21 protein-coding genes, 1 tRNA gene and 1 pseudogene are annotated in these 25,833 nt (G+C 61.1%); 1 reads left to right on the forward strand and 22 read right to left on the reverse strand.

Annotation, left to right across the window (positions count from 1 at the left end; translation table 11 throughout):
• Nucleotides 1-70: 70 nt before the first annotated feature.
• The 15 genes and pseudogenes from MPZ60_RS19485 to MPZ60_RS19550 all read right to left on the reverse strand — a co-directional run bounded on the left by MPZ60_RS19485 (nucleotide 71) and on the right by MPZ60_RS19550 (nucleotide 17,098).
• Nucleotides 71-487, reverse strand: a complete 417-nt coding sequence (locus tag MPZ60_RS19485) for a DUF86 domain-containing protein (protein ID WP_034359850.1) — start codon at nucleotides 485-487, stop codon at nucleotides 71-73.
• On the reverse strand, nucleotides 477-953 hold the full coding sequence (locus MPZ60_RS19490; protein ID WP_316249331.1) for a nucleotidyltransferase domain-containing protein: 477 nt from the start codon (nucleotides 951-953) through the stop codon (nucleotides 477-479). The genes MPZ60_RS19485 and MPZ60_RS19490 overlap by 11 nt, the downstream gene beginning before the upstream one ends.
• The gene (locus MPZ60_RS19495) at nucleotides 937-2,217 is read right to left on the reverse strand and encodes a site-specific integrase (RefSeq protein WP_080746212.1); all 1,281 of its coding nucleotides are present in this window, start codon (nucleotides 2,215-2,217) and stop codon (nucleotides 937-939) included. Before MPZ60_RS19495 ends, MPZ60_RS19490 begins: the two co-directional genes overlap by 17 nt.
• 391 nt (nucleotides 2,218-2,608) lie before the next feature.
• Entirely contained in the window at nucleotides 2,609-4,129 is a 1,521-nt protein-coding gene (locus MPZ60_RS19500) for an IS3 family transposase (protein ID WP_034402022.1), read from the reverse strand.
• Nucleotides 4,130-4,204: 75 nt separating this feature from the next.
• Nucleotides 4,205-4,786: pseudogene (locus MPZ60_RS19505) on the reverse strand (LysR family transcriptional regulator); the annotation flags it as partial.
• A 193-nt stretch (nucleotides 4,787-4,979) separates the two neighbouring features.
• Entirely contained in the window at nucleotides 4,980-5,225 is a 246-nt protein-coding gene (locus MPZ60_RS25275; protein WP_034359593.1) for a transcriptional repressor, read from the reverse strand.
• 14 nt (nucleotides 5,226-5,239) lie between these two features.
• The gene (locus tag MPZ60_RS19510; protein ID WP_034359595.1) at nucleotides 5,240-6,628 is read right to left on the reverse strand and encodes an efflux transporter outer membrane subunit; all 1,389 of its coding nucleotides are present in this window, start codon (nucleotides 6,626-6,628) and stop codon (nucleotides 5,240-5,242) included.
• 2 nt (nucleotides 6,629-6,630) lie between these two features.
• On the reverse strand, nucleotides 6,631-8,589 hold the full coding sequence (locus MPZ60_RS19515; protein WP_278043726.1) for an ABC transporter permease: 1,959 nt from the start codon (nucleotides 8,587-8,589) through the stop codon (nucleotides 6,631-6,633).
• Nucleotides 8,590-8,594: 5 nt separating this feature from the next.
• Nucleotides 8,595-9,773 carry an efflux RND transporter periplasmic adaptor subunit gene (locus MPZ60_RS19520; protein ID WP_034359597.1) on the reverse strand — a complete coding sequence of 393 codons (1,179 nt, stop codon included), beginning with the start codon at nucleotides 9,771-9,773 and terminating at the stop codon, nucleotides 8,595-8,597.
• A 109-nt stretch (nucleotides 9,774-9,882) separates the two neighbouring features.
• Entirely contained in the window at nucleotides 9,883-10,224 is a 342-nt protein-coding gene (locus tag MPZ60_RS19525) for a DUF3325 domain-containing protein (protein ID WP_034359600.1), read from the reverse strand.
• The gene (locus tag MPZ60_RS19530; protein ID WP_034359602.1) at nucleotides 10,221-11,942 is read right to left on the reverse strand and encodes a PepSY domain-containing protein; all 1,722 of its coding nucleotides are present in this window, start codon (nucleotides 11,940-11,942) and stop codon (nucleotides 10,221-10,223) included. Before MPZ60_RS19530 ends, MPZ60_RS19525 begins: the two co-directional genes overlap by 4 nt.
• A complete protein-coding gene (locus MPZ60_RS19535; protein ID WP_034359605.1) occupies nucleotides 11,942-12,235 on the reverse strand; it encodes a hypothetical protein in 294 nt (97 codons plus the stop codon). Before MPZ60_RS19535 ends, MPZ60_RS19530 begins: the two co-directional genes overlap by 1 nt.
• A gap of 12 nt (nucleotides 12,236-12,247) precedes the next feature.
• Complete coding sequence (locus MPZ60_RS19540) at nucleotides 12,248-14,434, reverse strand: TonB-dependent siderophore receptor (RefSeq protein ID WP_242607103.1); 2,187 nt, start codon at nucleotides 14,432-14,434, stop codon at nucleotides 12,248-12,250.
• 573 nt (nucleotides 14,435-15,007) lie between these two features.
• Nucleotides 15,008-15,084 (reverse strand) — tRNA-Gln (locus MPZ60_RS19545).
• Nucleotides 15,085-15,721: 637 nt separating this feature from the next.
• Nucleotides 15,722-17,098, reverse strand: a complete 1,377-nt coding sequence (locus tag MPZ60_RS19550) for an amidohydrolase (protein ID WP_034359610.1) — start codon at nucleotides 17,096-17,098, stop codon at nucleotides 15,722-15,724.
• A 96-nt stretch (nucleotides 17,099-17,194) separates the two neighbouring features.
• On the opposite strand from MPZ60_RS19550, the gene MPZ60_RS19555 reads away from it, so the two are divergent.
• Nucleotides 17,195-18,229 carry a GlxA family transcriptional regulator gene (locus tag MPZ60_RS19555; RefSeq protein ID WP_034359612.1) on the forward strand — a complete coding sequence of 345 codons (1,035 nt, stop codon included), beginning with the start codon at nucleotides 17,195-17,197 and terminating at the stop codon, nucleotides 18,227-18,229.
• Nucleotides 18,230-18,423: 194 nt separating this feature from the next.
• Here MPZ60_RS19555 and MPZ60_RS19560 read toward each other — a convergent pair whose 3' ends face one another.
• The 7 genes from MPZ60_RS19560 to MPZ60_RS19590 form a co-directional block, all read right to left on the reverse strand.
• Nucleotides 18,424-19,410, reverse strand: a complete 987-nt coding sequence (locus MPZ60_RS19560) for a tripartite tricarboxylate transporter substrate binding protein (RefSeq protein WP_034359614.1) — start codon at nucleotides 19,408-19,410, stop codon at nucleotides 18,424-18,426.
• Between the two features lie 68 nt (nucleotides 19,411-19,478).
• The gene (locus tag MPZ60_RS19565; RefSeq protein ID WP_034359616.1) at nucleotides 19,479-20,408 is read right to left on the reverse strand and encodes a glyoxylate/hydroxypyruvate reductase A; all 930 of its coding nucleotides are present in this window, start codon (nucleotides 20,406-20,408) and stop codon (nucleotides 19,479-19,481) included.
• A gap of 8 nt (nucleotides 20,409-20,416) precedes the next feature.
• The gene (locus MPZ60_RS19570) at nucleotides 20,417-21,187 is read right to left on the reverse strand and encodes a class II aldolase/adducin family protein (RefSeq protein ID WP_034359617.1); all 771 of its coding nucleotides are present in this window, start codon (nucleotides 21,185-21,187) and stop codon (nucleotides 20,417-20,419) included.
• Between the two features lie 42 nt (nucleotides 21,188-21,229).
• A complete protein-coding gene (locus tag MPZ60_RS19575) occupies nucleotides 21,230-22,774 on the reverse strand; it encodes a class I adenylate-forming enzyme family protein (protein WP_034359620.1) in 1,545 nt (514 codons plus the stop codon).
• A gap of 86 nt (nucleotides 22,775-22,860) precedes the next feature.
• Complete coding sequence (locus tag MPZ60_RS19580) at nucleotides 22,861-23,847, reverse strand: tripartite tricarboxylate transporter substrate binding protein (protein ID WP_034359621.1); 987 nt, start codon at nucleotides 23,845-23,847, stop codon at nucleotides 22,861-22,863.
• Between the two features lie 127 nt (nucleotides 23,848-23,974).
• Nucleotides 23,975-24,919 (reverse strand): electron transfer flavoprotein subunit alpha/FixB family protein, encoded by a 945-nt coding sequence (locus tag MPZ60_RS19585; protein ID WP_242882023.1) that lies wholly within the window; start codon nucleotides 24,917-24,919, stop codon nucleotides 23,975-23,977.
• 154 nt (nucleotides 24,920-25,073) lie between these two features.
• Nucleotides 25,074-25,823, reverse strand: coding sequence for an electron transfer flavoprotein subunit beta/FixA family protein (locus MPZ60_RS19590; RefSeq protein ID WP_003052181.1), 750 nt, complete (start codon nucleotides 25,821-25,823; stop codon nucleotides 25,074-25,076).
• Nucleotides 25,824-25,833: the final 10 nt, after the last annotated feature.

The following is a 25,833-nucleotide window of genomic DNA, read 5'->3' on the forward strand; positions in this document are numbered from 1 at the left end:
GCCAACGAGCTGAGCCTTTAGGTCACTCCAGCTCGTTTTTTTCTTTGTCGTCATTTCTTTTTGAAGAAGGTTACTTAGAGTTCTTCAACAAGATCGCTTTGCTGTAAGCCGTAAAGTCGCCTAAATGCTTGGTGATCACGGCCTCCACAATCGGTAGCTGCAGCGCTTGGTAGTCATGCACAGCGATATTGCGAAAGCCCACCATTTTTTGCATGCGTGTGGCTAAGTCGCTCTCAATCCAACCCGCTTGAGCCAGCAAGGTGAATACGTCACGCGAGCTCTGTGGGATGCCAAGCCTTTCGCGGCGAATCAAGTGCTGCCCCATGTCCAGCGCGGCTTCACACGCCCGCTGCACGTTCAAGATGGCGGCATCCTGGCGTGTGTGGTCCGACGCAAACGTGGTTGGTGATTTCTCGTACTCTTCTTTGGCACGTATCACGCAGCGCTCAATGGTCGCAGCCTTGTTAATCAGTACGTCATCGACCATAGACTGTTCCTGTTGTTTGAATGTCTTTCAACAAATCTGCGCGCGCCTCATCCAACGCAGTTTTTTGACTAAGGATGAAGCTTTCATAGAGTGCTGCTTGGCTGTCTTTTGACCATAAACGCGTACCGGTGGTGATGATGCGGTATTGCATGACCGTGGATGCTGCTCTTAGGTCTAACAAGTCAACATCACACTTCACCAAGTTAGCCAAAGTGCTAGATAACTCCCACAGTGCCTCTGCCGGTAGACCCTCATCCATCAAGAGCGCAATATCTAAATCACTATCTGCCGTTGCATGACCTGTGACCTGACTGCCAAAAACATACACAGCAGACAAGCTAGAAATTGCTTCTTGAAGATGATCGACGATGCCTTGATAGTTCATGAGGGATTTTGATTTATACGCATTGGTCTTGATTTTTTCACCGAATACACCGTACTTGCTCGCGTTAACCCCTTGAGGCATCAGCTCTTGGCCGCAAGAAGCTTGAGAGCGTACGTTGAGGGACCTTCTTGAGATCGTCTTCCGTTGAAGCCACGCCCACTACAAATGTTGCCCAAGCATTCATCAACTCACGGCGCTGCTCCAACAAGTCAGTACGGTGGTAAGCCGCTTCAACCTTGTCTTTGATCGTGTGCGCTAACGAACGCTCAGCCAGATCTCTAGAGTAACCGTGCTCACTGCACCAGTCACGGAAGCTCGAACGAAAGCCATGGGCAGTTGCCACGCGCCCAGGCACATCGCTTTCAACATTCAACCTGCGCAACAGCGAGGTGATAGCCATATCTGAAAGCTCTCCCCGCACTCTTACCGAAGGGAAAACCAAGCTTTCATGTTGACCCCGTTGCTGCTGAAGAATTTCCATAGTTCTTGGAGACAGCGGCACACGATGGGTCAGCTTGGCCTTCATACGCTCAGCTGGCACGGTCCAAACTGCATTTTTCCAGTCTACCTCGGACCACGTCATGCCCCGTGCTTCTCCTGAACGGCAGGCCGTCAAAATTACAAACTCAAGCAACTGCCGGGTTACATCGACACGCCCTTTTGTACGTAAGTTCTTCTGTACGAAAGCAGGGATCAGCCCCCAAGGCATTGCTGGGTGATGCTGCGTACGTACAGCTTTTCCTGGCTGCTGTGGCAGAAGATGGGTAACTACGTCCACAGGGTTCGATTGACAGTGCCCATGCGCCCACCCCCAAGCCATCACCGTATGGATTCTTTGCTTGACGCGACTCGCCGTCTCCGCCTTTTCAAGCCAAATGGGCTTGAGCGCATCCGCCACATCTGCAGGCTGAATCTCAGCCAGTAGCTTTGCACCCAACTTGGGAAAAACGTATTCAGTCAGGGTATTGATCCATTGCTGCCCATGCTTTGGATTTTTCCAGCCTGGTAGCAAGTCTTTGTGCAAGATCTCGGCGGCTTCTTGAAATGTTGGAGCCTTTACAGCTTCTTCTTCCAACGCTTTCTCAGCTAGAGGATCTTTCCCCTCTGCCAGCGTCACCCTCATGGCAGTAGCGCGCTTCGCGACCTCTGCGATACCAATTTCTGGATACGAGCCCAAGCCTGCATTTCTACGCTTGCCGTTCACCGGGCTAACGTAGCGCAGCACCCATTTACCCCTGCCTTTGGTTTTAGTTGGATGCAGTGCCAATCCCGTCACTCCGCCGTGTGGAATTGCTGCACTATCAGGTTTGATGTTTCGAGCTTTTGCCTCTGTGATGACAGCCATTTGAGACCTCTATCGGTATGCCATTCAGTATGCCATCGGTATGCCATCTGGTATGCCATTTCGCATTAGATAGAGTTGGACAACTTAAGTCAAAACAAAACAAATATCTTTTACTATCAATGACTTAGAAATGAAAAATAAGAAGAAAAAAGATCTAGTTGGACGGATATTTGGCGGACACAGCCTCCGCCAGGACATCGACGCACACAGCGTCAAATCGCTTCAAAACCCGCTTCTCTCATAGGGAAGCGGGTTTTTCTTTGTCGCATGTAGTCGCACTCCGCTCCAAGACAACCCAGCTTTTTGTTGGTATTTTTGTTGGTACCTCAACCAGGGTGTTGATTTCCACGCAGAACTGACCCGCAGGGGATGCGGCATAAATCTTGGACGGTTATGCAGCAATCCCGAGGGCCCTGCGGTACTCAACAGGGCTCCGTGCCCCTAACGAGATCTTGATCCGTTGCTCGTTGTACCAACGGATGTACGCGTCCAGAGCTTGCGTGAACTGCTCAATGCTCGTGGTTTGCCAGTCGCGGGCATAAAACAATTCGTTTTTGAGCCGCCCGAAGAAGCCTTCACAGGCCGCATTGTCCGGTGAGTACCCCTTACGTGACATCGAGCGCACTAACTTGGCATCAGCGATTCGTGACAACCATCCTGGCCAGCGATAGTGGGCACCACGGTCTGAGTGAACCACAGGTTGCACTTCGCTGTCATTGAGCTTGGCGATCGCGGCATCCAGCATCGTGTTGACCAGTTCAGCGTCGGGGCGTGTTCCGATAGACCAGCTCACCACCATTCCATCGAAGCAATCGATCATGGGCGACAGGTAGACTTTGCCGGCGGGTAGTTGGAACTCCGAGATGTCGGTCAGCCACTTCTGGTTAGGCGCAGTGGCATTGAAGTCGCGATTCAGCAAGTTCTCAGGTGCAGGGCTAATCTCTCCCAAGTAGGAGCCGTAGCGGCGTCGTTTGGGCGCAGCGGCCACCAGCCCTTCCTGCTTCATCAGGCGCCGGACCACCTTCTCCGAGATCCACACGCATTGCCTGACCAGTGAGGCCTGGATGCGACGGTAGCCATAGCAGCCATGGTTGCGCTCGAAGATGTCCGTGATCGTTCGGCGCACCGCGACATACTTTTCGTCAGCGTTGAGCCGAGCTCGATGGTAGAAGTACGAGCTGCGAGCCAGAACTAGCGAGGCGAGCAACTCGGCAAGTGAGTATTCATGGCGCAGGGCATCAACCAGAAGTGTCTTCTCACGATTGCTCAGGAGATGAAGGTCGATGCCTTGGTCCTTTTTTAGGAGCTCGTTCGCCTTCTTCAATAACTCCTGTTCCAACTGCAACCGCCTCACTTGACGACGTAGCGTCTGGAGTTGCTGCTCCAACTGGGACAGCTCCGAACCCGTTGAAGAATCATTGAAGCGCTTCATCGATGCGAGAGCCTCTGGCCCCAATAGTTGATTGCGCCAGTTGTACAGCGTCTCTCGACACACGCCAACGTCGTCAGCAATGGCTTGGACGCGTCCTTGACGTGTGCACAGTGCAAGCACCGCAGCGTGCTTCTGCTCGTTCGACGATGCTCCAAGCAGGCGTGGCCGAGCCCGGGGATTGAGCTCTTGAACCCAAGCGTGAAGTGAGGCCCTCCCGGGATAGCCAAGAGCCTTGATTGTGAAAGCCACGCAGCGCCCGTGCGTCAGATAGTGTTCGACGGCCCGAGCCTTTTGCTCAGCGGTGAACTTCGGTGGGCGAACAACCGCTGTCTTCAAGGCTCGACCCTGCTCGTACTCGCGGTGCCAGCTCTTGAGCGAATTCTTGGTGGGATAGCCCAACTGCTGAATGGTTGCCGCGACTCGTTTGCCTAGCTGGATGTAGAGCGTCACCGCGCGGATTCGATCTTCGTATGAATACATGAACTACCTCTCAGTAGTCCAAGATTTCATCCGCATCCCCACCGGGGGCTAGTGGGTCACTTCTGGGTGGAAATCAACACCCAGGCTTGGCCACTGCGAAAGATCCGCCAGTTGAGGCATCCCGCCCATTGCGCTCACAAGCTTGGGGCTAGCCACCAAAAATTGCGTGCTCTCACCTAAAGTCTTCATTACCAACTCGCTGTCTTCGAGCGGCGGAAAACGTACACGCAGAGCCAGGTCCAGTCCCTCACGGATCACATCTACCCGGCGGTTTGTGCTGTCCACCTGAAGTTGAACACGTGGATGCTGCACCATGAAGCGCGCCAACATGTCACCGACTTGGTAGTCCAGCAGCGCCAGCGGGCAACTTAGACGCACGATGCCTTGAGGATCCTCATGGGTACGATCAATGACTTCCTGCGCAAACTCCGCCTCCACCAGCATTGCCTGACAGCGCTGGTAATACTCTTGGCCAATATCCGTCACAGCAAAGCGCCGACTTGAACGCTGCAGCAGTCGCACGCCCAGGGACTCCTCAAGCAGAGCAATACGGCGGCTGAGTTTGGACTTGGGCATACCAAGAGCTCGGCCTGCCGGAGCAAAACCACCATAGTCCACTACCTGGACGAAGTAGTACAAATCATTGAGGTCGCGCATGGGTGGTGACAAAGCAGAGAACCACGGCAAATCTGCCGCACATGATGATTCCGCATTGTGGCGCATCATCAAATCCAGCAGACAACATGAACTTACCTAGCAGTTCTGTGAAACGGTCTGCAGTCGCACACAAGTGCGTGGACATCGCTCCAGGCCTGGGCATGGGCGGTGGGTATGTGCTGCGGCTGCTGAATTAGGTTGCGCAGAGCAGATAGCCGGACTCGCGCCCCTGTCTGCCGTTGTGATGCACGACACCCAGCCTGCTCAACTGGGCCACCACCTGCATGACGGTTCCCACACTGACAGGAGTCCCCCGAAGGTATAGCTGGCGATATATCTCATCTCTGCTGAGAGCGTGGGGAGCAGAACTCAGCAGGACTTGAAGCACGCCAATTCTGGCGACGGTTGGACGCAGACCTGCTGCCCTCAACCGTTGCATTACGCTTACGCTCTTCAACTCTCGGGCCCTTCCGGCAATCGTCTCCAACCTCCTCCCAAGGCTCTGTAAAGCGCGATGCTCGCCTGAAGGCGCTCCTGTCGTATTTGAACTGCCAGGTCTCGGCTCTGATAGGCCACACGCTGCACATCCAGCAAGGTCTGCAGGTTGTCCGCCCCGGCTTTGTAGCGGCTTTCCGCCAGCGAAAGAGCCCTCTGGGCCTGAGCCACTTCCTCCGCCTGAACCAGCGCCTGTCTTTCTGCGCCGTCAACTGCATTCAATGCAGTTTGAACATCATTGAAGGCTTGCAGAATGGCTTTGCGGTAGCCGATCACAAGCTCCTGCTTTTGCGCTGCAGCCAGCTCCCGGTTCGAAGCAAGTCGCCCTGCATCAAAGATCGGAGCCAGAATTCCCGCTGCCAGAGAAGACAGGGGATTCTCCAGCAGCCTGCTGAGCTTTTCACTCTCGGAGCTCAGGCCCGCGGTCAGCGTCACGCGGGGCAGCATGGCTGCTCTGGCAGCGGCAAGATTCGCATCCGCCGCAAGCAATTGAGCCTCCGCTTTCGCCACATCCGGCCTGCGTGTTATCAGATCCGCGGGCGTACCCTGGCGAACGCCTGGAATCGCCAGATTCGAAAGACTGGTCTCGCTCACAAGATCCATAGTCCATTGCCCTGACAGCAGTGCCAGCACCGCGTGCGCATCTGCAATCTGTTTTCGGAGCAAAGCCACAACACGCTGCTGTGCAGCAACCTGGCCACGCTGCTGAGCCAGTTCCACGGAGGTCGCTGCACCATAACGGGCTCTGGACTCGACCAGCTTCAAGAGCCGCTCGGAAATCTCCAGATTGAGCTGGGCAATCGCGGCGCGCTCGCGCAAGCCCACACACTGGAGCCAGGCCTGGGCGACTGAGGCAGTGACCGTCAACCTCACGGTCTCACGGTCAAACACGCTGGCCTGCCTGTTGGACTCTGCGGCGTCTCTCAAAGCACGCTGGCGCCCCCAGAAGTCCAGCTCGTAGCTACTCGACAGACCCACTCGCCAAGTGCTGGCGTCTCTTTCCATATGACTGTTCATCGCTGCAGATCTTGTGGCCCCGAAATCTGCATTCAAATCAGGCACCAGGGCCGCACGTGCATAAGCTGCCCGGGCATCCGCCTGCTGCACTCTCGCGACGGCAGCCGCCACATCCAGACTTTGATTCCTGGCTTGCTCAACCAGCGCGCTGAGCTCCGGGTTGCCAAAACTGTGCCACCAACTGGCGCTGACTTGTTCGTTTTCTGCTCCCTGCTCCTGCGCCCAGGCATGAGGAATATCGAGAGACATTCCCCGGGTCTCGTCACTGGATTGCGTTGTCGCGCATCCAGCCAGAGCAAGAGCCGCCAGCACTGCGTTCCATTTGTACATGCCTACTCTCCCGCCAATGCTCGCACGGGCTCCAGACGCGCCGCCGTCCTGGCAGGCATGAAGCCAAACACCAGACCGGTGAGCACCGCACAGGCAAATGCCCCCAGCATGGCTTTCATCGAAAAAATCACAGGCACGCCCGAGACAAGAAGTGTCATTCCGATGCCCAGCCCTGCAAGCAGACCGACACCCCCACCCACAATGGTCACCATGCTGGCTTCCGTAAGGAACTGGCGCAGGATGTCACGCTGGCGAGCCCCAACCGCCATGCGAATGCCGATCTCCCTGGTGCGCTCGCGTACCGTCATCAGCATCACGTTCATGACTCCGATGCCTCCGACCACCAGTGAAACTGCCGCAATCAGCCCCAGCATCACGGCCATGCTCTGGCGTGTTGCTGCTTCGGCCTGAATGCGGGCTGCTGCATTGCCGATTCCGAAGTCTTCCCGCCCCCCGTGGCGCGCCAGCAAAAGACCGCGGATGGACTGCTCGGCCTCGTGAACCTGCTCCGAGGAGCTGGCCTCCACGACCACGTAATCGGGCTGTGTCTGCGCCTGATAGACCCTGGCGCGCCCCGACTGATAGGGAATGAAGACCATGTCGTCATAGTCCTGAGCGCCAGAGTCAGCCCCACGCTCGCTCATGACACCGATGACTTCGAACGCCGAGTTCCCGATGATCAGCTGCAGCCCCAGGGGATTGGCCACCTCCGGGAAAAAATGCTGGTGCGCCTTGTGGCCTATCACCACCAGCGGAGCCAGATCGCGGTCTTCCACATCGGTGAAGTAGCGGCCCTGGGCAACGCGCCAATGGTGAACCAGCGGCATCTCCTCGCTGGCCGCAAACACATAGACCTGCTTGTCGGCCTTGCCATAGCGCACCGTGACAGGGTCCCCAATGACGGGCATTACTCTGCGTATCGCCGGCAACTCCCGCATGGCGGCCAGATCGTCTTCGGTGATCTGGCCCGCAGGTCCGCCGCTGGCCGGCGGCTTGCTGCCCATATAGAGAATGGCTGTTCCCATGGTGCCCATCTGCTCGACCACTTTGCGCCGTGCGCCCTCGCCTATGGCCAGCATGACGATCACCGAGGCCACGCCGATCACGATGCCCAGCAAGGTCAGGCTGGTGCGCACCCGGTTCATGCGCATGCCGCGCCAGGCACTGCGTGCAGCTTCGGAAATCTCAGCCACCCAGGATATTGCCGACGTTGCGGTGTTGCGCTGCGGGGTCAATGGAGGAACCTCTGCGCGGCTCTGAATGCCATCGGGAGCACTGTCATTGACGACACGTCCATCGCTGATTTCGATGACACGCCTTGCCTGAGCCGCAACTTCGCGGTCATGCGTGATCACGATGATGGTGTGTCCCGCATCGGCCAGCTCGCGCAGCAAAGCCATCACCTCGGCGCCGCTATGCGAGTCAAGCGCCCCGGTGGGCTCGTCGGCCAAAATGATGTGGCCGCCATTCATCAACGCCCGCGCAATGGACACACGCTGCTGCTGACCGCCCGATAGCTGATTGGGACGATTTCCCAGACGCGACCCCAGCCCCAGGCGCTCGAGCAGGAGCTGGGCTCTTTGCTCCCGCTGCTCCTTGGCCAGGCCTGCATAAATCGCAGGCATCTGCACATTCTCCGAGGCACTTTCACTGGGAATCAGGTGATAGCCCTGAAACACGAAGCCGAAGGCTTCACGACGCAACCAGGCCAGGGCGTCCGAGTCCAGCAAGGACACGTCCTTCCCTTGAAACCGATAGCAACCTTCGCTTGGTTTATCAAGGCAGCCCAGGATATTCATCAAGGTTGACTTGCCCGAACCGGAGCTGCCGACGACGGCCACATACTCACCCGCGCGAATATCCAGATCAATGCCGTGCAACACGGTCACCGAGGGCTGATCGCCCACTCCGCCATAGTGCTTGCGAATGCCGCGCAGCGAAATCAGCGGAACCTGCTCCATCGCACTCACCATTGCAGCCACCGCAGGCCGCCGGGAATCAGGGTTTCGCCGACGATGACCCGCTCGCCTTCGGCCACACCATCGAGCACCTGCACCTGATGGCGACTTCGTACTCCGAGCTTCACGTTTCGCTGCTCGGGCTTCCGCTTGGCTGTCAGTACCCGAACGCTCTGTGATTGCTGATCTTTCCCAGACTGAAGAGCTGTCAATGGAACCGTCAAGGCCTGCTCGGCGCTACCGGTCACAAAGACCACCTGGGCCGTCATCTGCGGCAGCAGTTCCGCATCCTTGTTATTCACGTCGAACAATGCCGTATAGGTCACGGCCTTGGTGGCCGCAGGTGTCGCCGCATTGCCCGCGGCGGGGGCAACGCTGGCCGGCGGCGCAGGCAGCACCTGCCGCACTCGGCTGTTCCAGCGCCGCGCCTGTTCCTGACCTGCACTGCCCAGAGTCGTGAAATAAACGGGCATGTCCGCTCTCACACGCCGCACGTCGGCTTCCGACACATCGGTCCAGACCGTCATGGCCGTGAGATCGGCAATGCGCAAAATATTCGGCGTCTGATAGGTGGCATTCAGAGTCTGGCCTTCACGCGCATCGACGGATACCACCGTGCCGGACATCGGCGCATAGATGCGGGTATATCCCAGACGTGCTTCGTCAGCCTTGAGGCTGGCCTGTGTTTGCTGCATCTGAGCCTTGAGATGGTCGATGCGCGCCGCAGCCCCGGCAACCTGGGCCTCGGCAATCTGCACATCCTCCTGCCTTGTGGCCTCTTCGGCGGCCAGTTGCTGCTGTCGTTTCAGTTGCTGGCCAGCCAGTTTCAGCTGTGCCTGCTGCTCCGCGATCTGGGCCCGCAAGCTCGCCAGCGATGCTCTTCCTGCATCCACTGTGGCGCGCTGCACGCTGGGATCGATCTCCACCAGCAATGCACCTTTCTCGACCCTGGCCCCAGGACTGACCAGCAAACGGGTGATCTGCCCTGAAACCTGAGCCCCCACATCCACATAGGTTCTGGGCTGCAAAGTACCGATGGCAGTGACGGTGGACTCCACATCGCCGCGCTGCACCGCAACACTTTGGTACTCGACCCTGGGTCGACTCCCCCACCACAAGGCAATACCTCCGGCACAGACCAGCAGCAGCCCGAGGCTGCCCCAGCGTTTGATTTGTCCCACCGTCATGAACGTTGCACTTTCCAGAAAACAATTCGCAGTCGCTGCTGAAACCCATGGCCACGGCATGAATTGGAGCGATTGAAGATCAGAAGCCTTGCGCGCTTCAAGGGTTCCGTCACCAAAGGCAGCTGACGCCCCCCAGCAGCGCCGTCACGGCGGCTGCCATAGCCAAGTGTCGAGCCGACCAGGAAAGCCCCGCGACCGTCGCGAGAGCCCCCAGACCCCAGAAGCCCAGCACGAGCACGCTGCCAACCGATGTACTCCACCCACGCATGGCAGGCAGGCAGACGGCCAGCAAAAGCAATGCTCCCAGCACACGCAGCGCCATACGATGCGCGGTCGGCACCTCGTCCAGAGATGTCAATTGCGCGTAATGGCGGTCCATGGCAAAAGCGAGAGCCGTCATGCCCCCCATCGAAAGAGCAAAGGCCTGCAAGGATGACTGCCACAAGGTCATGACAGGCTCCCTTGCTTCGCTGCACTTGCGTCCGCAGCCACAGGCAGGCCTTTCGACAATTCACGAGCCATTTGCTTTCGCGCAGGCTTCAAGCCCGATGTCTTGCGCATCCAGGCCCAGGCACCAGCCGCCGCCACTCCGACAGCAACGGCAAAAAGTTCTACCCCCGCGCCCTCCCAGTCACCATCGAGAAGGTATGCAGCAAGTTGATCTCCAGTCGTCACGAGATTCAGCAAAGGCAACAGGAGACAAAGCACAGCCAGTGCTGCCATCTGATCACGCCATGCCAGTGGAGGCGACCTCAGCAGCGCATGTATGAGAGCCAGAATCCACAGCGCAAAAAACACCACCAACTCCCATCTGGAGCGTTGCGAAATCTCGACAGGCAGCAAACGATTGGCCCACAAAAATCCCACACAGGCGATGCCCAGTCCCACGATGGCCGCCACATTCGCGGCTTCAATCATTCGGTAGACCGTGGATGTGCTGGAGCCAAACTCCCCCTGATGCTTGCCCCGCCGTTTGACCATGAAGAGAATCGCTCCAGTGGCCATCATGGCGCTTCCGGCCAGCCCGCAAATGAAGTACATCCACTTCAGCGGCAGCCCGCCATAAGTCGCCATATGCAGCCCGCCGATCACCGATTGCGTGAGTGATGCCGCACCGCCATCCACACCTCCAGGCAAGCGCAACTGCTGCAACTCTCCAGTGGCGGCCGAGAACATGGCCATGCCGCTGCTGGGGCTGAGACGCTTGCTCAGATCGTCGGCGTCATTCCATCCATAGATGCCGATGCGTGCAGCCGCATCGCCCGGGTAATCAATCACCACCGCGCGCACCGGTTGCCCGATCAAGGCCTGCCCGCGCAGCACGAAGGACTCCAGATCCGGTACGGACATGGCCTGGCCCGAACGCTGCGGCTTGCCCGGTTCATTCAGCGCCACCTGGAAAGACTTGACGGCTTCGGCACCGGTACCAAAGTAGGCTGCAATACCGGCAGGCATGAAGGTCGAGCAAGATATGGCGATGCCTGTATAGGCGATCATGAACTGGAAAGGCAAAGTCAGCACCGCCACGGCGTTGTGCATGTCCAGCCAGCTTCTCTGCCCTTTGCGGGCACGGAAGGTGAAGAAGTCCTTGAAGATTCGTCTATGGGTAATCACTCCGCTGACCAGCGCCACCAGCATGGCAAGCGCAGCGATGCCCACGATCCAGAGACCGAGCTGACCCGCGTGCAGCTGATAGTGGAAATCCACAAAATGATGACCGCCCAATGTCTGGCGCACCCTGGGAACTTCGGAAGCATCCACGGCATTTCCGGACGCAGGATCCAGTTGGGCCGCCGCATACTGGCCGTCGCCATCGAACCAGTAGACGCGCAAGTCCCCGCCTCCTTTGGCGTCCGCAGGCCACAGCTCCCACATGTCCGCCCCAGGGTGCTGCCTCTGCATATATGCTATGCCCCACTGCAGACGCTGGCTCATAGAAGACGCCGTCTCCCGCTCAGAGCCTGCCTGCTGGGCCTCGGCCTGCTCATGCGCATGATGCTCCGGGGTCATCCAGTGGGTGATTGGCTCCTCGAAGACGGCCAGGGTACCCGTCAGAAAAACGGCATACAGCAGCCAGGAGAACCACAGGCCGCACCAGGTATGCAGCCATGCCTGAGCCTGACGGAAGCTGCCTTTGCCCGCGCCCGATTCCTTCTTTGCCGGCTGCATCAGCGTCCTTTCAGCAAGATCAAGGCCGCAGTGGCTGCAAGCATGGCGAGAATCAGAATGAGCAGCACGCCCCAGATCCGACGCGGCGATGCCGGGCTGAAGGCACCGATCACCACAGCCACGTACCACAGCCAACTGGACTGCATGCCACCCACCATGGTCTCGAGTCGGGCTTGACTCATCGCACCACATAAAACCACCCAGGCACTGGAGACGGCATAGCCTCCCAGCACTGCAGCAGCCAGACGCGATCCCAGTCCCCAGTCAGAGCGCAGCCCATCAGATTGCGACATTTCTACACCCCGTCAGAAACGGCCCTTGAGAGACACGGTAACGGTACGCTTTTCGCCGTAGAAGTTGCCGTAGCCCGCATAACCAACCGTGCTGTAGTAGGTCTTGTCGAACAGGTTGCCGACATTCACGGCTACGCTCCAGTCCTTGTTGAACGCATAGGCAGCACGTGCCGACCAGACCGCATAGCCCGGGGAAGTGAAGTTGTAAGGTGTCCAGGCTCCGTCATAACGGCCCGTTGCCGGGTTGTAAGCGCTGATGCCCGAAGCCCGGTAGTTCGAGCTCTGAGCCACCACACCGCCGCCCACGCTCCAGCCGCGCAAGTCGCCGCTCAAGCGATAGTCCGCCCAGGCCTTGAACAGATGGCGCGGCGTGACCGTGCTGAACTGCGCGCTGTCCTTGCGTCTGTCTTCGTTGCTGTTGTAGGTATAGCCCACCGCCAGTTGGAGATTGGGGGTGATTCGTCCCGTCATCTCCAGATCGATGCCCTGGCTCAGCTTGAAGCCGTCGCGGAAATAGCAGCAACCGCCGCGCCAATCGGTCTGGGGGTAAGCGGGGTCGTAAACGGCTTCGCCTTTTTTATCGGTACGAAACAATGCCGCACTGGCGATCAGATGGGGAGTCAGCTCGCTTTTGACGCCCAGCTCGTAGGTACGGCCACGCACAGGATCCAGAGGCGTCCCTGGCAGCGGTGCAGAGAATTTTCCGGCCTGAGACTGATAGATCTCGGCGGTGCTGAAATACAGATTGGTGGACTTGGTCAGCTCATGCATCAGCCCCATATAGGGTACAAAGACATTCGACTCCCGGCTGCTGGCTGTGAGAGCTCCGTTCATGTCGTGCTGGGTATTGCGATCCTGCAACACATAGCGTCCGCCAAGCACCACTGACCAACGCTCCACGGGACGCAAGCGCAGCGAGCCATAGATGCCGCTTTTTTGCGTCTTGCCCTGCGAGCCGCTGGTCCAGTCACCCAGCGGATAGCCCGGATCCTGCGGTGGAATCCGGTTGAAGACGTCGGCCGGCCCCACTCTGGGCCACAGGCTTCGGTTGGTATTGCTGTTGCGGTGCTGATCCAGACCCAGGATCACATCATGGCGCTGACCCAAGGCATCAAAGCTGCCCTGCAAATTGATGTCGAAGCTGGTCTCACGCTCGCGTGACTTGGCTTGATGAATCCACCAGTCTGCCCCCTGCAACGTGATGGGATCCGGCGAACTTTCGATCTCCGCGCCATTCACGCCCTCATTGAAGCGGGTGTGTCTGAGCTGGGTCTTGAGCAGCCAGTCGTTGCCCAGCTGCTGCTCGAGCTTGGCAAAGACCGTGGTGTTTTCGCGATTGATCCAGTTCCAGGGGGCGCCAAAGTTGGTATTGCGCGCAAAGCCGATATCGCTGCCGTCCGCATAGCGCGGCAGGCTGGCATTGAAGCCTGTATTTCTATCTTTCTGATAGCTGGCACCCAATGTGGCAACTGTGCTGGACGTCAGGTCCATCTCCAGCGCCCCATACAGCATCTGCCGCTTGAGCTTGGATGGGGCTGCCATTTCCTTGCGGTCATGGTTCACGGCCACGAAACGGCCACGCAGGGTTCCGCTTTCGTTCAGCGCCCCCGTGGTGTCGAGCTCAGCGCGATAGTTGCTCATGGTTCCGCCCGAAAGCAGAACCTGCGTCTGACGCTTGGCCTGGGGCCGCTTGTAGGTGAAGTTCAGAACTCCGCCCGCCTCGCCCGCGCCGAACAGGCCGTCGGCCCCGCGCAGAACGCTGACGCTGTCGAACTGCGCCATGTCCAGACTGCGGCTGCCTGAACGAGAGGAGCTGGCAGCACCGCCATCGAACCGGAAGTTGGTGATGTTCATGCCGCGGGACAGATAGGTGGTGTCCAGCCAGGTCTCTTCGCGCGTGATCCCGGTGGTGTACTTCATCACATCATCGAGCGTGCGCATGGCCTGATCGTCCATGCGCTGGCGCGTCACCACCGTCACCGACTGCGGAACCTCGCGCAAAGACTGCGCCGCCTTGCCGACCTCCACTCCAGCGGCCACATAGGAGTCGCTTGACTCCCCATATACATTGGGAATGGCCTTTTCCTGCACCGTCACTTCCGCAAGTGTCGAGGCTGCGTCCTCTTGTGCATGGCTGACACCAGGCAGCAGGCAGAGCACACTGACGGCTACAGCCGTGGTGTGAAGACGAAATGGCAAAGCCCCGGCTACGGGGCAAAACGAGTGTTCCAGCATGAGCGTACAAAAACAAACCTGAGGGTTCTCTTCAGGCAGGGGAATGCCGAAGTACCAATGACGCTGTGGCTGGAACGGAAAGACCGTATACGGGCTGGCAGCAAGGAAACAGAACGAGAATCAATCTCAATTTCATTTCCGCGCGAATTGTAAAGCCCAGGTAAAAAAATTGCCACTGTTTTGTAAATAGATAGCGCAGCACTTGGCACTGCGCCGTGCCAAGTGCTGCTGATCGCTGCTCATCGCCTGGGTTGACACCATTCACACAAAGGCATCGGGCCCACTCCAGCAAAGCCGCGGGCGGTTTGGCGGTACATCTGCGCTCCCGCCGGGTCAGAGTGAAAGCGTCCCTGGGAAACCTGGAATTTCCATGCCGGACCTTGAGCCACTTCGGGCTTTATGGCGCACTCATTGCATAGACATCGGTCAATGGCCGCAGAAAATCCTGTGTGCAGGTTTTCTCCTGGGACCCAGGCGCAGCCTTGAAGACAAAGAAAAAGCCCCGGCTGCATAAACAGACGGGGCTTCTATATATCTTGGCAGGGGAAGAAGGATTCGAACCTTCGCATGCTGGAATCAAAATCCAGTGCCTTAACCAGCTTGGCGACTCCCCTAAAGAGATAGCGATTATAGCCCGGTTTTCCCCGGGTTTCAAAGAACACCCATTGCCAAACAAAATCACGGTCAGCGAATCAATGCTTTGATCGGAAGCATTCAACACTTGCCAATGCCTTTCGCCGCACCGAATTGACTTGTTTCTGGCCACCCACGTTTTCTGAGTCATGTGCCTGAGGCCCGAGCTTGCGGGCCATGCGGCGGAGCAGCTCGCCCCTCTTTGCCGTATCTTCCTGCAGACCTCCATGCACTCTTGAATCGGGCTCGATGCACGATGCTCTTCCAATGAACTAGGCTACCGAAGTGGCTTTGTTCCCTCCTCAGCACATTGGCAATGGCTCGCCCATGCAGAGCCCTTGCCGTAGCAAGTGCATCGATCAATCAAGCATGACCTTGGCCTCAAGAATGATCGCCCCACAGGGCAGTTTCAGCGGCGACGGTGGCACTGGTGCAGCCCATCAGGTCGGGGATGCCTTGCTCGGCAAACATTGATACATCGGACACAACCACAAAGGCCCCAGGTCGGCCGTGCAGTAGCAAAGGTGCAGCCCCCGCCCCTCACAGCGAGAGAGGGGGCGCCGAACAAAGGCAAGCGACCTAAGGGAAGCGAGCTCGGCCGCTCATGGTGAACAACGACTATGGGTTGCGCTGCAGATAGTCCACGGCCAGCGCGGCCAGCGAACGTGCACCGGTGGGCAGTTGCTTCTCGTCGATGTCGAACAGCGGCGAGTGGTTGGGCGCTGCCTTGGTGAAGTCCTGTCCTGCCGGCGGCGCACCCAGGAAGTAGAAGAATCCCGGCACCACTTTCTGGAACTCCGAGAAGTCCTCGGAACCGCTGACCTTGGGAATCACCATGGCCTTGCCGCCCAGGGCCAGCTTGAGCGCGGGCAGCGAAGCCTCGGTCAGTGCAGCCGGATTGGTGGTGACCGGATAGGCCACGGGGCCGAAGCGCACCTTGGCCTTGGCGCCGCTGGAGGCCGCGATCTGCTCGGCCGTGGCCGTGATTCGCTTGTGCGCTTCCTGACGCATGTCTTCGTCAAAGGTGCGCAGCGTGCCCTGCATCTCGACATTGTCGGGAATGATGTTGTAGCGCGTGCCGCCCTGGATGGAACCAATGGTCAGCACGGCCGGCTCCAGGCTGATGTTGAGCTGGCGGCTGACCACTGTCTGCAGGCCCAGCACCACCTGGCTGGCCGCGACGATGGGATCGACCGCACTCCACGGCGACGAGCCATGGCCGCCCCGGCCCTCAACCTGAATGTTCAGGTTGTCCGAGCCCGCCATCAGCGGCCCGCTGCGGTAGCCCACCATGCCCGAGGGAAGATTGGCCGTGATGTGCAGGCCGTAGATGGCCTGCACATCCTTGAGCACGCCGGCCTCCACCATGGCCTTGGCACCGAAACTGGGTACATGGCCATGGGCATCGGCCTCCACCGGAGCGCCTTCCTCGGCCGGCTGGAAGATGAACTTCACCGTGCCCGGCAGCCTGGTGCGCATGCCTGCCAGCGCCTCGGCTGCGCCCATGAGCATGGCCACGTGGGCATCGTGCCCGCAGGCATGCATGACCGAGACCTGCTTGCCCATGTACTGTGACTTGGCCTTGGAGGCAAAGGGCAGGCCCGTCTTCTCGGCCACGGGCAGTGCATCCATATCGGCGCGCAGGGCCACTGTCTTGCCCGGCCGGCCGCCGCGCAGCACCCCCACCACGCCCGTGCCGCCCACGCCGGTCTGCACCTCCATGCCCAGGCGGCGCAGGTGATCGGCCACCAGTTTCGCCGTGCGTTCCTCCTGGCCCGACAGTTCGGGATGCTGGTGAATGTCGCGACGCCACTCCACCATCTTGGGCGCCAGCGGCTCAATGGCGGCATCCAGCGCCGCCAGAGCCTGGGCATCCAGCCCCTGCGCGCTGGCTGCCAGCGGCAGGCCGCAGGCCAGCAAGCCGGCCAGCGCAATGCGGCGCAGGCCTGTGCGGAGTGGTGTGGAAAGCTTTGTCTCGGACTGTTTGTGAAGCATCTTCGTGACCCTGAAAAATGGCACAAGCAGTCATGCTAAAAGTGAAGCGCCTGTGACAGACACGGCAAAATCGCCATTCGAGGAGTCAGAAACGCCATGCCCCGGACCTTCGTCATCGAGCTGCCCTGCCTGGAGCACAGCGCCACAGGCCACGCCGCGCATCTCGTGGAGATGCTGCGCAGCGCCAACCTCGTTGCCGGCCTGCGCCTGGGCCGGCGCGCACCGCGCTTTGGCTGGCGCTGGGTCGATGGCCGAGGCCAGCCCCTGCCGGCCATGCCGCACACGGCCGAAGGCGCACTGGCCGAAGGTCCGGTACATGCCGTCTTCGCAAGCGCGCTGCACTGCCCGGACATTCCATCCATCCGCGACATCGTCGCCGCGCATCCGGACTTCACGCAGCGCATCGCCACAGCCTTCGACCAGGGCCTGACCGTGTGTACGCTGGGCAGCGGCGCCTGGTTCGCGGCCGCCAGCGGGCGCTGCGAGGGCCGCCGTGTGGCCCTTCCCTGGTATTTCATGGGCGGATTCGGACTGGACTTTGCCGGCATAGAACTTGCGGAGGGCCAACCCTTTGTGGACGACAGGCCCTGGCTCAGCGCCTCCCACGCCGAAGCCCTGGTACCCCTGGCTCTGGCGCTCACGCGCCATGCCTTCGGCGACGACCTGGCCGAGGCGCTGGCCGCCGTTGTGCAGCCCGACCCCCAGCGCGAACGCGCCACGCGCGCCGCCATGCAGGATCGCCGCATTCCCGCCACGCGGACCAGCGTGCTAACCCATGCCATAGCCTGGCTGGAGACGCGCGTGGAGCAGCCCTATGACCTGCGGTCGCTGGCGGACGCGGTATCGGCCAGCCCGCGCACCCTGCTGCGCCACTTCCAGCAGGAGTTGGGGCACAGCCCGCTCGATCACCTGCACCGCCTGCGCTGCGCACGGGCTCGGGTGCTGCTGGAGATCACGCTGGAGAGCGTGCCCTCCGTGGCGCTGGCCTGCGGATATGAGGATGCCTCGGCGTTCCGGCGGGTGTTCGCCCGGTATGTGGGAATGACGCCCGCGGCCTATCGAAAAAGGCATGCATTGAGAGCTCCGAGGAGGCGGTGGCGCGTCGCCGCCAGCGAGATTGTGCGGCCTTGACGGCACCGCAAGCTGGCGTAGATCTCATCTGACTGTCGCGGGCTTGTTCGGCAGGGGTTGCCACGATGCAGCCATCTCTACTTCGCACCGTAGGCCAATGAGGAGATCCCCCTGCATTCACCTCACCCGCAAGCCGCGCCATTTCTCTTGAGGCCTGTGTCGCTCCCTGCCGGGGACAAACCAGGCCAGCAAGCCTAGTCCAGCGTCACCTTGGCCTCACGGATCACTTTCCCCCATTTGGCAGTTTCAGCGGCAATGAAGCGATCGCACTCCTCCGGTGTCGAACCTTCTGCAAACGTACCCATGGTCTGCTGCATGCGCTGCGAAATCTCAGGACTGCGAATGATGCGAGCGACTTCGGCGGACATGCGCTGCACGATCTCCTTGGGCACTCCTGCCGGTGCAATCATTGCTGCCCAGGTGCTGCCCATCAGGTCGGGGATGCCTTGCTCGGCAAATGTCGGTACATCGGGCAAAACCGCCAGTCGCTTTTCGCTGGCCACGCCAATCAGACGAATGCGACCGGCCTTGGCAGGCTGGATCAGATTGGGCGGAGGATCGAGGAACAGCGGGATCTGACCACCCATGAGGTCGGTCAGTGCCGGTGCGGCCCCCTTGTAGGGCACATGGGTCATATCCGTCTTGGTCAGCAGCTTCATCAACTCGGTTGTCAGATGCGCGCTGGAGCCGCTTCCCGAGGAGCCAAAGCTGACCTTGCCAGGATGTGCCTTGGCATAGGCAATCAGCTCCCGCGTGGTCTTGAACGGAGCATTGTTGGATACTGCTGCAACCAGAGGCGAGATCCCCATCAGAGACACGCCGACCAGATCCTTGCCGGGGTTGTAGGGCAGCTTGGGATACAGCGTGGTGTTGGCCGCATAAGCGGCAATCACCACGCCGAACGTGTAGCCATCAGGTGCAGACTTTGCCACCTGATCCACACCGATGAGACTGTTCGCACCAGGCTTGTTTTCGATGACGATGGGCTGGCCCAGCGCTTTCTGCAAACCCACTTGCAGCAGACGTGCCATCTGATCGGTGAAGCCGCCCGCCGTGTAGGGGACGACGATGCGTATGGGCTTGGAGGGCCAGGGGCTCTGGGCCCAGACCGAGGGAGCCAGCATGGCGGCGCCGGCTGCGGCGCTCGATTGAAGAAAGCTGCGGCGAGATGTCGAAGGCATGAATGTCTCTTGGTTCTTGCAAGGATAAAGCGCCGCGCGGCAGCGCGACAGGGAAAGGGAAATACGTCTCAGTATCCGCGGGCCACGTCCACCAGGTTGAGCAAGGGCTCGCCCGCACGCAGGCGGCGCAGATTCTCCAGGCACTGGCGGGCCACGGTGTCGGCTGAAGCCTGAGCCGCGATATGCGGAGTGACAAAGGCCTTGGGGTGCCTCCACACCTTGTTGCCGGGCTGGGGGGGCTCCTCGCGCAGCACGTCCAGCGCGGCGCCGGCCAGATGGCCTTCGTCGAGCAGAGCCAGCAGCTCATCCTCGACCACTTGCTCGCCGCGCCCCACATTGATGAAATAGGCTCCGCGCGGCAGCAGGGAGAGCGTGCGGCGGTTCAGCAGATCGCGCGTCTCGTGCGTAAGCGGCAAGGCGCAGACCAGAATGTCGCTGCCCGACAGCAGTTGCTGCAGACCCTCGGCACCGCTGTGGGTGGTCAGGCCGGCAATGTTCTTGGCGCTGCGGCTCCAGCCCGCGACAGGATAGCCCACGGCCTGCATGGCAGCAGCCACGAAGCGACCGACCTCGCCCAGACCCAGAATGCCCACGCGGCAGTCGGCGCTGGCGCGCACGGGGCGGCGCAGCCAGTCACCGGCCTGCTGCTGGCGCGCGAACAGATCCAGCTCGCGCGTATGGCGCAGCGCGGTGCCGACCACATACTGGGCGATCTCCACATGCTGCTGCGGATCGACGGTGCGCGCCACGGGCAGGCCAGCCGGCAGATCGGGCACGGCCAGCAGCTTGTCCACACCGGCACTGGGTGCGCACAGCAGCTTGAGTTGCGGATAGGCCGGCAGCACGCCGGGCTTGAGGCTCCAGGCGAGCATGGCTTCGACTTCGGTGGCAGGCGCCTCGTCGCGGTGGGCCCAGACGTGCAGACCGGGAGCCAGCGCACGCAGCGCATCGACGATGGGCGCTCCCATGCTGGGGTGGATGTTGACTAGAATTCCCATGGTTTCCTTCAGTCCTTGTAAGACGGATCGATGCGATCCAGACGGCGCAGCAGGCCCGGCCAGGCCAGGCCCGCGCCCTTGCCCTTGGTGACCTGGCGCGACTGGTTGACCGCGTCGGCAATGATGGTCTGCGGGATGCGCGTCAGCTCGCTGCCGCCCGACTGCGCGAGGATCTGGATGCGGCAGGCCGACTCCAGCGTGTACATGGCCAGCACGGCCTCGGCCACGCTGCGGCCGCAGGTGAGCAGCCCGTGGTTTCGCAGGATGAGGAAGTTGCTCGCACCCAGATCGTCCACCAGACGCGGCTTCTCGTCATCGCGCAGAGCCACGCCCTCGTAGTCGTGATAGGCCAGACGCACCAGCGGGAAGATGGACTGCTGCGAGATGGGCAGCAGTCCATCCTTTTGCGCCGACACGGCCACGCCGTAGCGAGTGTGCGTGTGCAGCACACACTGCACCTCGGGCCGGCCGTCGTGGATGGCGCTGTGGATGACAAAACCGGCGGGGTTGACGTCGTACTCGGTTTCCATCAACGGCTGGCCCTCGTGATCGACCTTGACCAGGCTGGACGCGGTGATCTCGTCGAACAGCATGCCGTACGGATTGATCAGGAACTGGCCGGGCTGTCCCGGCACGCGTGCCGAGATGTGGGTGAAGATCAGGTCGTCCCAGCCGAAGTGGGCGACCAGCCGGTAGGCGGCAGCCAGTTCGACGCGAGTCTGCCATTCCTCGGGCGTCACCTGGCGGCGGACTTCGGACATCGTGGTGTCATGGCTCATGGGATATGTCTCGTGATGGGCATCGTGAAATGGAAGACAGGCTCAGCGCTCCGCAGCGTACTGGTCGCGCAGCTCGCGCTTGAGAACCTTGCCGATGGCACTGCGCGGCAGCTCGGCGATGAAGCGCAGGTCGGCCAGACGCTGGGTCTTGCCGGCTTGCTGGTTGTACCAGCCCATGATCTCCTCGGGCCGGGCCGGCTGGCCCGTGCGCGACACCACATAAGCCACGGGCGTCTCTCCCCATTGCTCGGAGGGCACGCCGACCACGGCCACGTCGTCCACGGCCGGATGCGCGCGCAACTGGGCCTCCAGGTCACTGGGATAGATGTTGAAGCCGCCGCTGATGATCATGTCCTTGCGGCGGTCGAACAGGGTCAGAAAGCCGTCGGCATCAAAGCGGCCCACATCGCCCGTACGGATGAAGCGCTTGCCCGTGGCATCGAACCATTCGGCCTCGCGCGTCTTGGCGGGCTGGCCGTGGTAGCCGCTCATCATGCTGGCCGAATGGCCCACGACCTCGCCGTCCGCGCCGGGAGCGACCTCGCAGCCCTCCTCGTCGATGAGGCGGATGTCATGGCCTTCGGCGGGCTTGCCCACGGTATGCAGCTTGTCCGGGTACAGATGGGCTTCGAGGATGCAGGTGCCCCCGCCTTCGGTCATGCCATAGAACTCGGTCAGGCTGCCGGGCCAGCGCGCCACCACATCGGCCTTGAGCTCGGCGCGAAACGGTGCGCTGGTGCAGAACTTGGCCTGAAAGCTCGACAGGTCATGCTCGCCGAACTGCGGCAGCGCCATGATGCGCTGGTACTGCACGGGCACCAGCATGGTGTGGGTGACGAGGTGCTGCTGGGCCAGTTGCAAATAGCGCCCCGCGTCGAACTTGGGCATGAGCACCACGCAGCCACCGCTGCCCAGCGTGGGGAAGAACACCACCAGCGTGGTGTTGGAGTACAGCGGCGTGGCCACCAGCGTCGTGCCCTCGGGGCCGTAGCCGTAGACGCCGCCCCGGTTGATATGGGTCCAGCGCATGCCGTGCGACTGCACGATGCCCTTGGGTGTCCCCGTGGTGCCCGAGGAATAGATGATGTTGAACGGTGCCTCGGGCGCAAGGCTCACGGCAGCGGGCTGCGCGCCTTCGGGCGCCAGCCAGTCCTCGAAGGCACGGCCCGGCGCCACGCCGTCAAGCGAAATGCATTGCAGTCCGGTGTCTGCGGGCACCAGGCTCCCAACCGCCTGGTCCAGGAACAGGTGGCGCGCCTGGGCATCGCGCAACATGGAAGCCAGGCTCTCGGCCGTGGAGGATGGCGCCAGCGGCGCGACCACCACGCCCGCGCGCAGGGCTCCAAGGAATAGCGCGGCATAGCGCACGGAATTCAGCGCGCAGATGGCGATGGCCTGGCCGGGCTGCACACCTTCGCGCTGCAAGGCTGCGGCCACGCGGTCCATGAGGGCGTCGAGCTGGGCGTAGCTCAGCGTCTGCTGGTCGTCGCGCAGCGCGGCATGGCCGGGCTGCTGGCGCGCATGGCTGCGGATCAGCGCAGCCAGCGTGGTGAAGGGTGCATCGGGCGAAGGCAAGGAAACAGTCATGAGGGACTCCGTTTCAGGAATTCACGAATCTCAAGCGGACTGCACCTGCGGGCCCCACGGCCCTGCGGGCGCATTGGAGGACAGGCCTATTTGGCAGCCAGGCCCAGGCGGTCGATCAGGACCTTGTCCTTGGCGTAGGCCTCGCGCACCCATTGCGCGTAGTCGACACCCGAGCGGTACCAGGCGTCCTGGTTGAGCTGCCTGAGCACCTCGACATGGCGCGGATCGTCCATGGCCTTCTTGAAGACGTCGTGCAGCTTGCGCACCACGGCCGGGTCCATGCCCTTGGGCCCCGCCAAGCCGTAGGGCGAGGTGGAGACCACGCCATAGCCCAGCTCCTTGGCCGTGGGCACGTCGGGCCAGCGCTGGGTGCGCTTTTCACCGAAGGTCATGAGCAGACGCATCTGGCCGCCATTCACATAGGTGTCCCAGCCCGAGGCATCGCTTTGCGCGGCCACATGACCGCCCAGCAGGGCCTGCTGCAGGTCGGCATTGCCCTTGAAAGGCACATGATTGAGAGTGACCTTGGCGTTCTCGGCCAGCTCCTCCATCAGCAGATGCGGCGAGGAACCTATGCCCGTGGAACCGTATTCGATCTTGCCGGGAGTCTTGCGCGCGGCGGCGATGTACTCGTTGAAGCTTTTGTAGGGTGAATCCGAGCGCACCGTGAAACCGAAGGTATAGCCCGAGACGCCGATGATGTAGCTGAAGTCCGTGACCGGGTTCCAGGCGGTCTTTTGCATATGCGCCATGCGCAGCATGGACATGGGGAACTGGGTGATGGTGTAGCCATCTGGCTTGGCGGTGCGCGCCATGGTGCCGGGGCCCAGCGTGCCGCCCGCGCCAGGCTTGTTCTCGACGATGATGGGCTGGCCCAGGTGCTTGCCTGCGATGTCGGCCAGCGTACGCATATGGCGGTCTGTGGGGCCGCCGGCCGGGAACGGCACGATCAGCGTGACCGGTCGCGCGGGATAGTCGCCGGACTGTGCCCAGGCTGATGCGCCGATGCCTGCGGCAGTCACAAAAGCGGCTGTGGCGAGCACCAGGCTGCGTCGGTCAAGGGAAATCTGCATGTCTTGTCTCCTGAATCTCTGAACCAGGTGGGGCCGGGGCACATCCTTGTGTGCCGCTCTGACCATGGCCCGGACAACGTTGTCCGGGCCGTTGGCACCGCCTTGTTGCGCGGTGCCATGGCAAGGCTTAGATCGCCTTCACCAGCTCCGGCACTGCCTGGAACAGATCGGCTTCCAGCCCGTAATCGGCCACCGAGAAGATCGGTGCTTCGGGGTCCTTGTTGATCGCCACGATCACCTTGGAGTCCTTCATGCCCGCCAGATGCTGGATCGCGCCCGAGATGCCACAGGCGATGTACAGCTGGGGCGCCACGATCTTGCCCGTCTGGCCCACTTGCAGGTCGTTGGGCGCGTAGCCCGCATCAACGGCCGCGCGGCTGGCACCGATGGCCGCACCCAGCTTGTCGGCCAGGGGGGTGATCACTTCGGTAAACTTCTCGGCCGAGCCCAGAGCACGGCCACCGGAGACGATGATCTTGGCTGCCGTCAGTTCGGGACGGTCGCTCTTGGTCACTTCGCGGCCCACAAAGGCGCTCTTGCCGCTGTCAGCCACGGCAGCCGCCGTTTCCACGGCCGCCGAGCCGCCAGTGGCAGCGGCTGCGTCAAAGCCGGTGGTACGCACGGTGATGACCTTGACGGCATCGGCGGACTGCACGGTGGCAATGGCGTTGCCCGCATAGATGGGGCGCTCGAAGGTGTCGGCGGAGTCGACCTTGGTGATGTCGCTGATCTGGGCCACGTCCAGCTTGGCGGCCACGCGGGGCGCCACGTTCTTGCCCGAGGCGGTCGAGGGGAACAGGATGTGGCTGTAGTTGCCGGCACCACTGCCCACAATCGCCAGCACCTGGGCGGCGACGTTCTCGGCCAGGCTGTCCTTGAGGCTGGCGCCGTCGGCATGGATGACCTTGGAGACACCGGCGATCTGGGCGGCAGCGGCTGCTGCAGCGGCTGCACCTTCGCCAACCACCAGCACATGCACATCACCGCCGCAGGCCTTGGCAGCCGTCACGGTGTTCAGGGTCGCAGTCTTGATCGAAGCGTTGTCGTGTTCTGCAATAACGAGAGAGGTCATTTCAGTCGTCTTTCTCTAGAATTTTTCATGGTGCCTGCATTACCCGCAGCCGGCCAATCTGGCGCGGCTCAAGCGCGGGACACCGAGGAAGGGCCGCCCCGCACCGAGGGTGTCGTCCCCCTGCGGGGGATGACGCGAAGCGGCTCAGGGGGCCTTAGATGACCTTTGCTTCGTTTTTCAGCTTGTCGACCAGGGCGGCCACATCGGCCACCTTGACGCCAGCGCCGCGCTTGGCAGGCTCGGAGACCTTCACGGTCTTGAGGCGGGGCGTCACGTCCACGCCCAGGTCTTCGGGCTTGAAGGTGTCCAGCTGCTTTTTCTTGGCCTTCATGATGTTGGGCAAGGTGACGTAGCGGGGCTCGTTCAGGCGCAGGTCGGTGGTGATGACGGCGGGCGTGGACAGGGCCACGGTTTCCAGGCCACCGTCCACTTCGCGAGTGACGTTGACCTTGTCGCCGGCGACTTCGACCTTGGAGGCGAAGGTGGCCTGGGGCAGATCGGCCAGGGCCGCCAGCATCTGGCCGGTCTGGTTGGCGTCGTCGTCGATGGCTTGCTTGCCGCAGATGACCAGACCGGGTTGCTCCTTGTCCACCAGGGCCTTGAGCAGCTTGGCCACGGCCAGGGGCTGCAGCTCGACATCGGTCTCGACCAGGATGCCGCGATCGGCACCGATGGCCATGGCCGTGCGCAGGGTTTCCTGGCACTGGGCCACGCCGCAGGAGACGGCGATGACTTCGGTCACCACGCCTTTTTCCTTCAGGCGCACGGCTTCTTCGACGGCGATTTCGTCAAAGGGGTTCATGCTCATCTTGACGTTGGCGATGTCCACACCCGTGCCGTCCGACTTCACGCGGACCTTGACGTTGTAGTCCACGACACGTTTGACGGGTACAAGGATTTTCATGAGAAAGCTC

The organism is Comamonas sp. 7D-2, assembly GCF_022749555.1.
Taxonomy (GTDB): Bacteria; Pseudomonadota; Gammaproteobacteria; order Burkholderiales; family Burkholderiaceae_C; genus Comamonas; species Comamonas thiooxydans.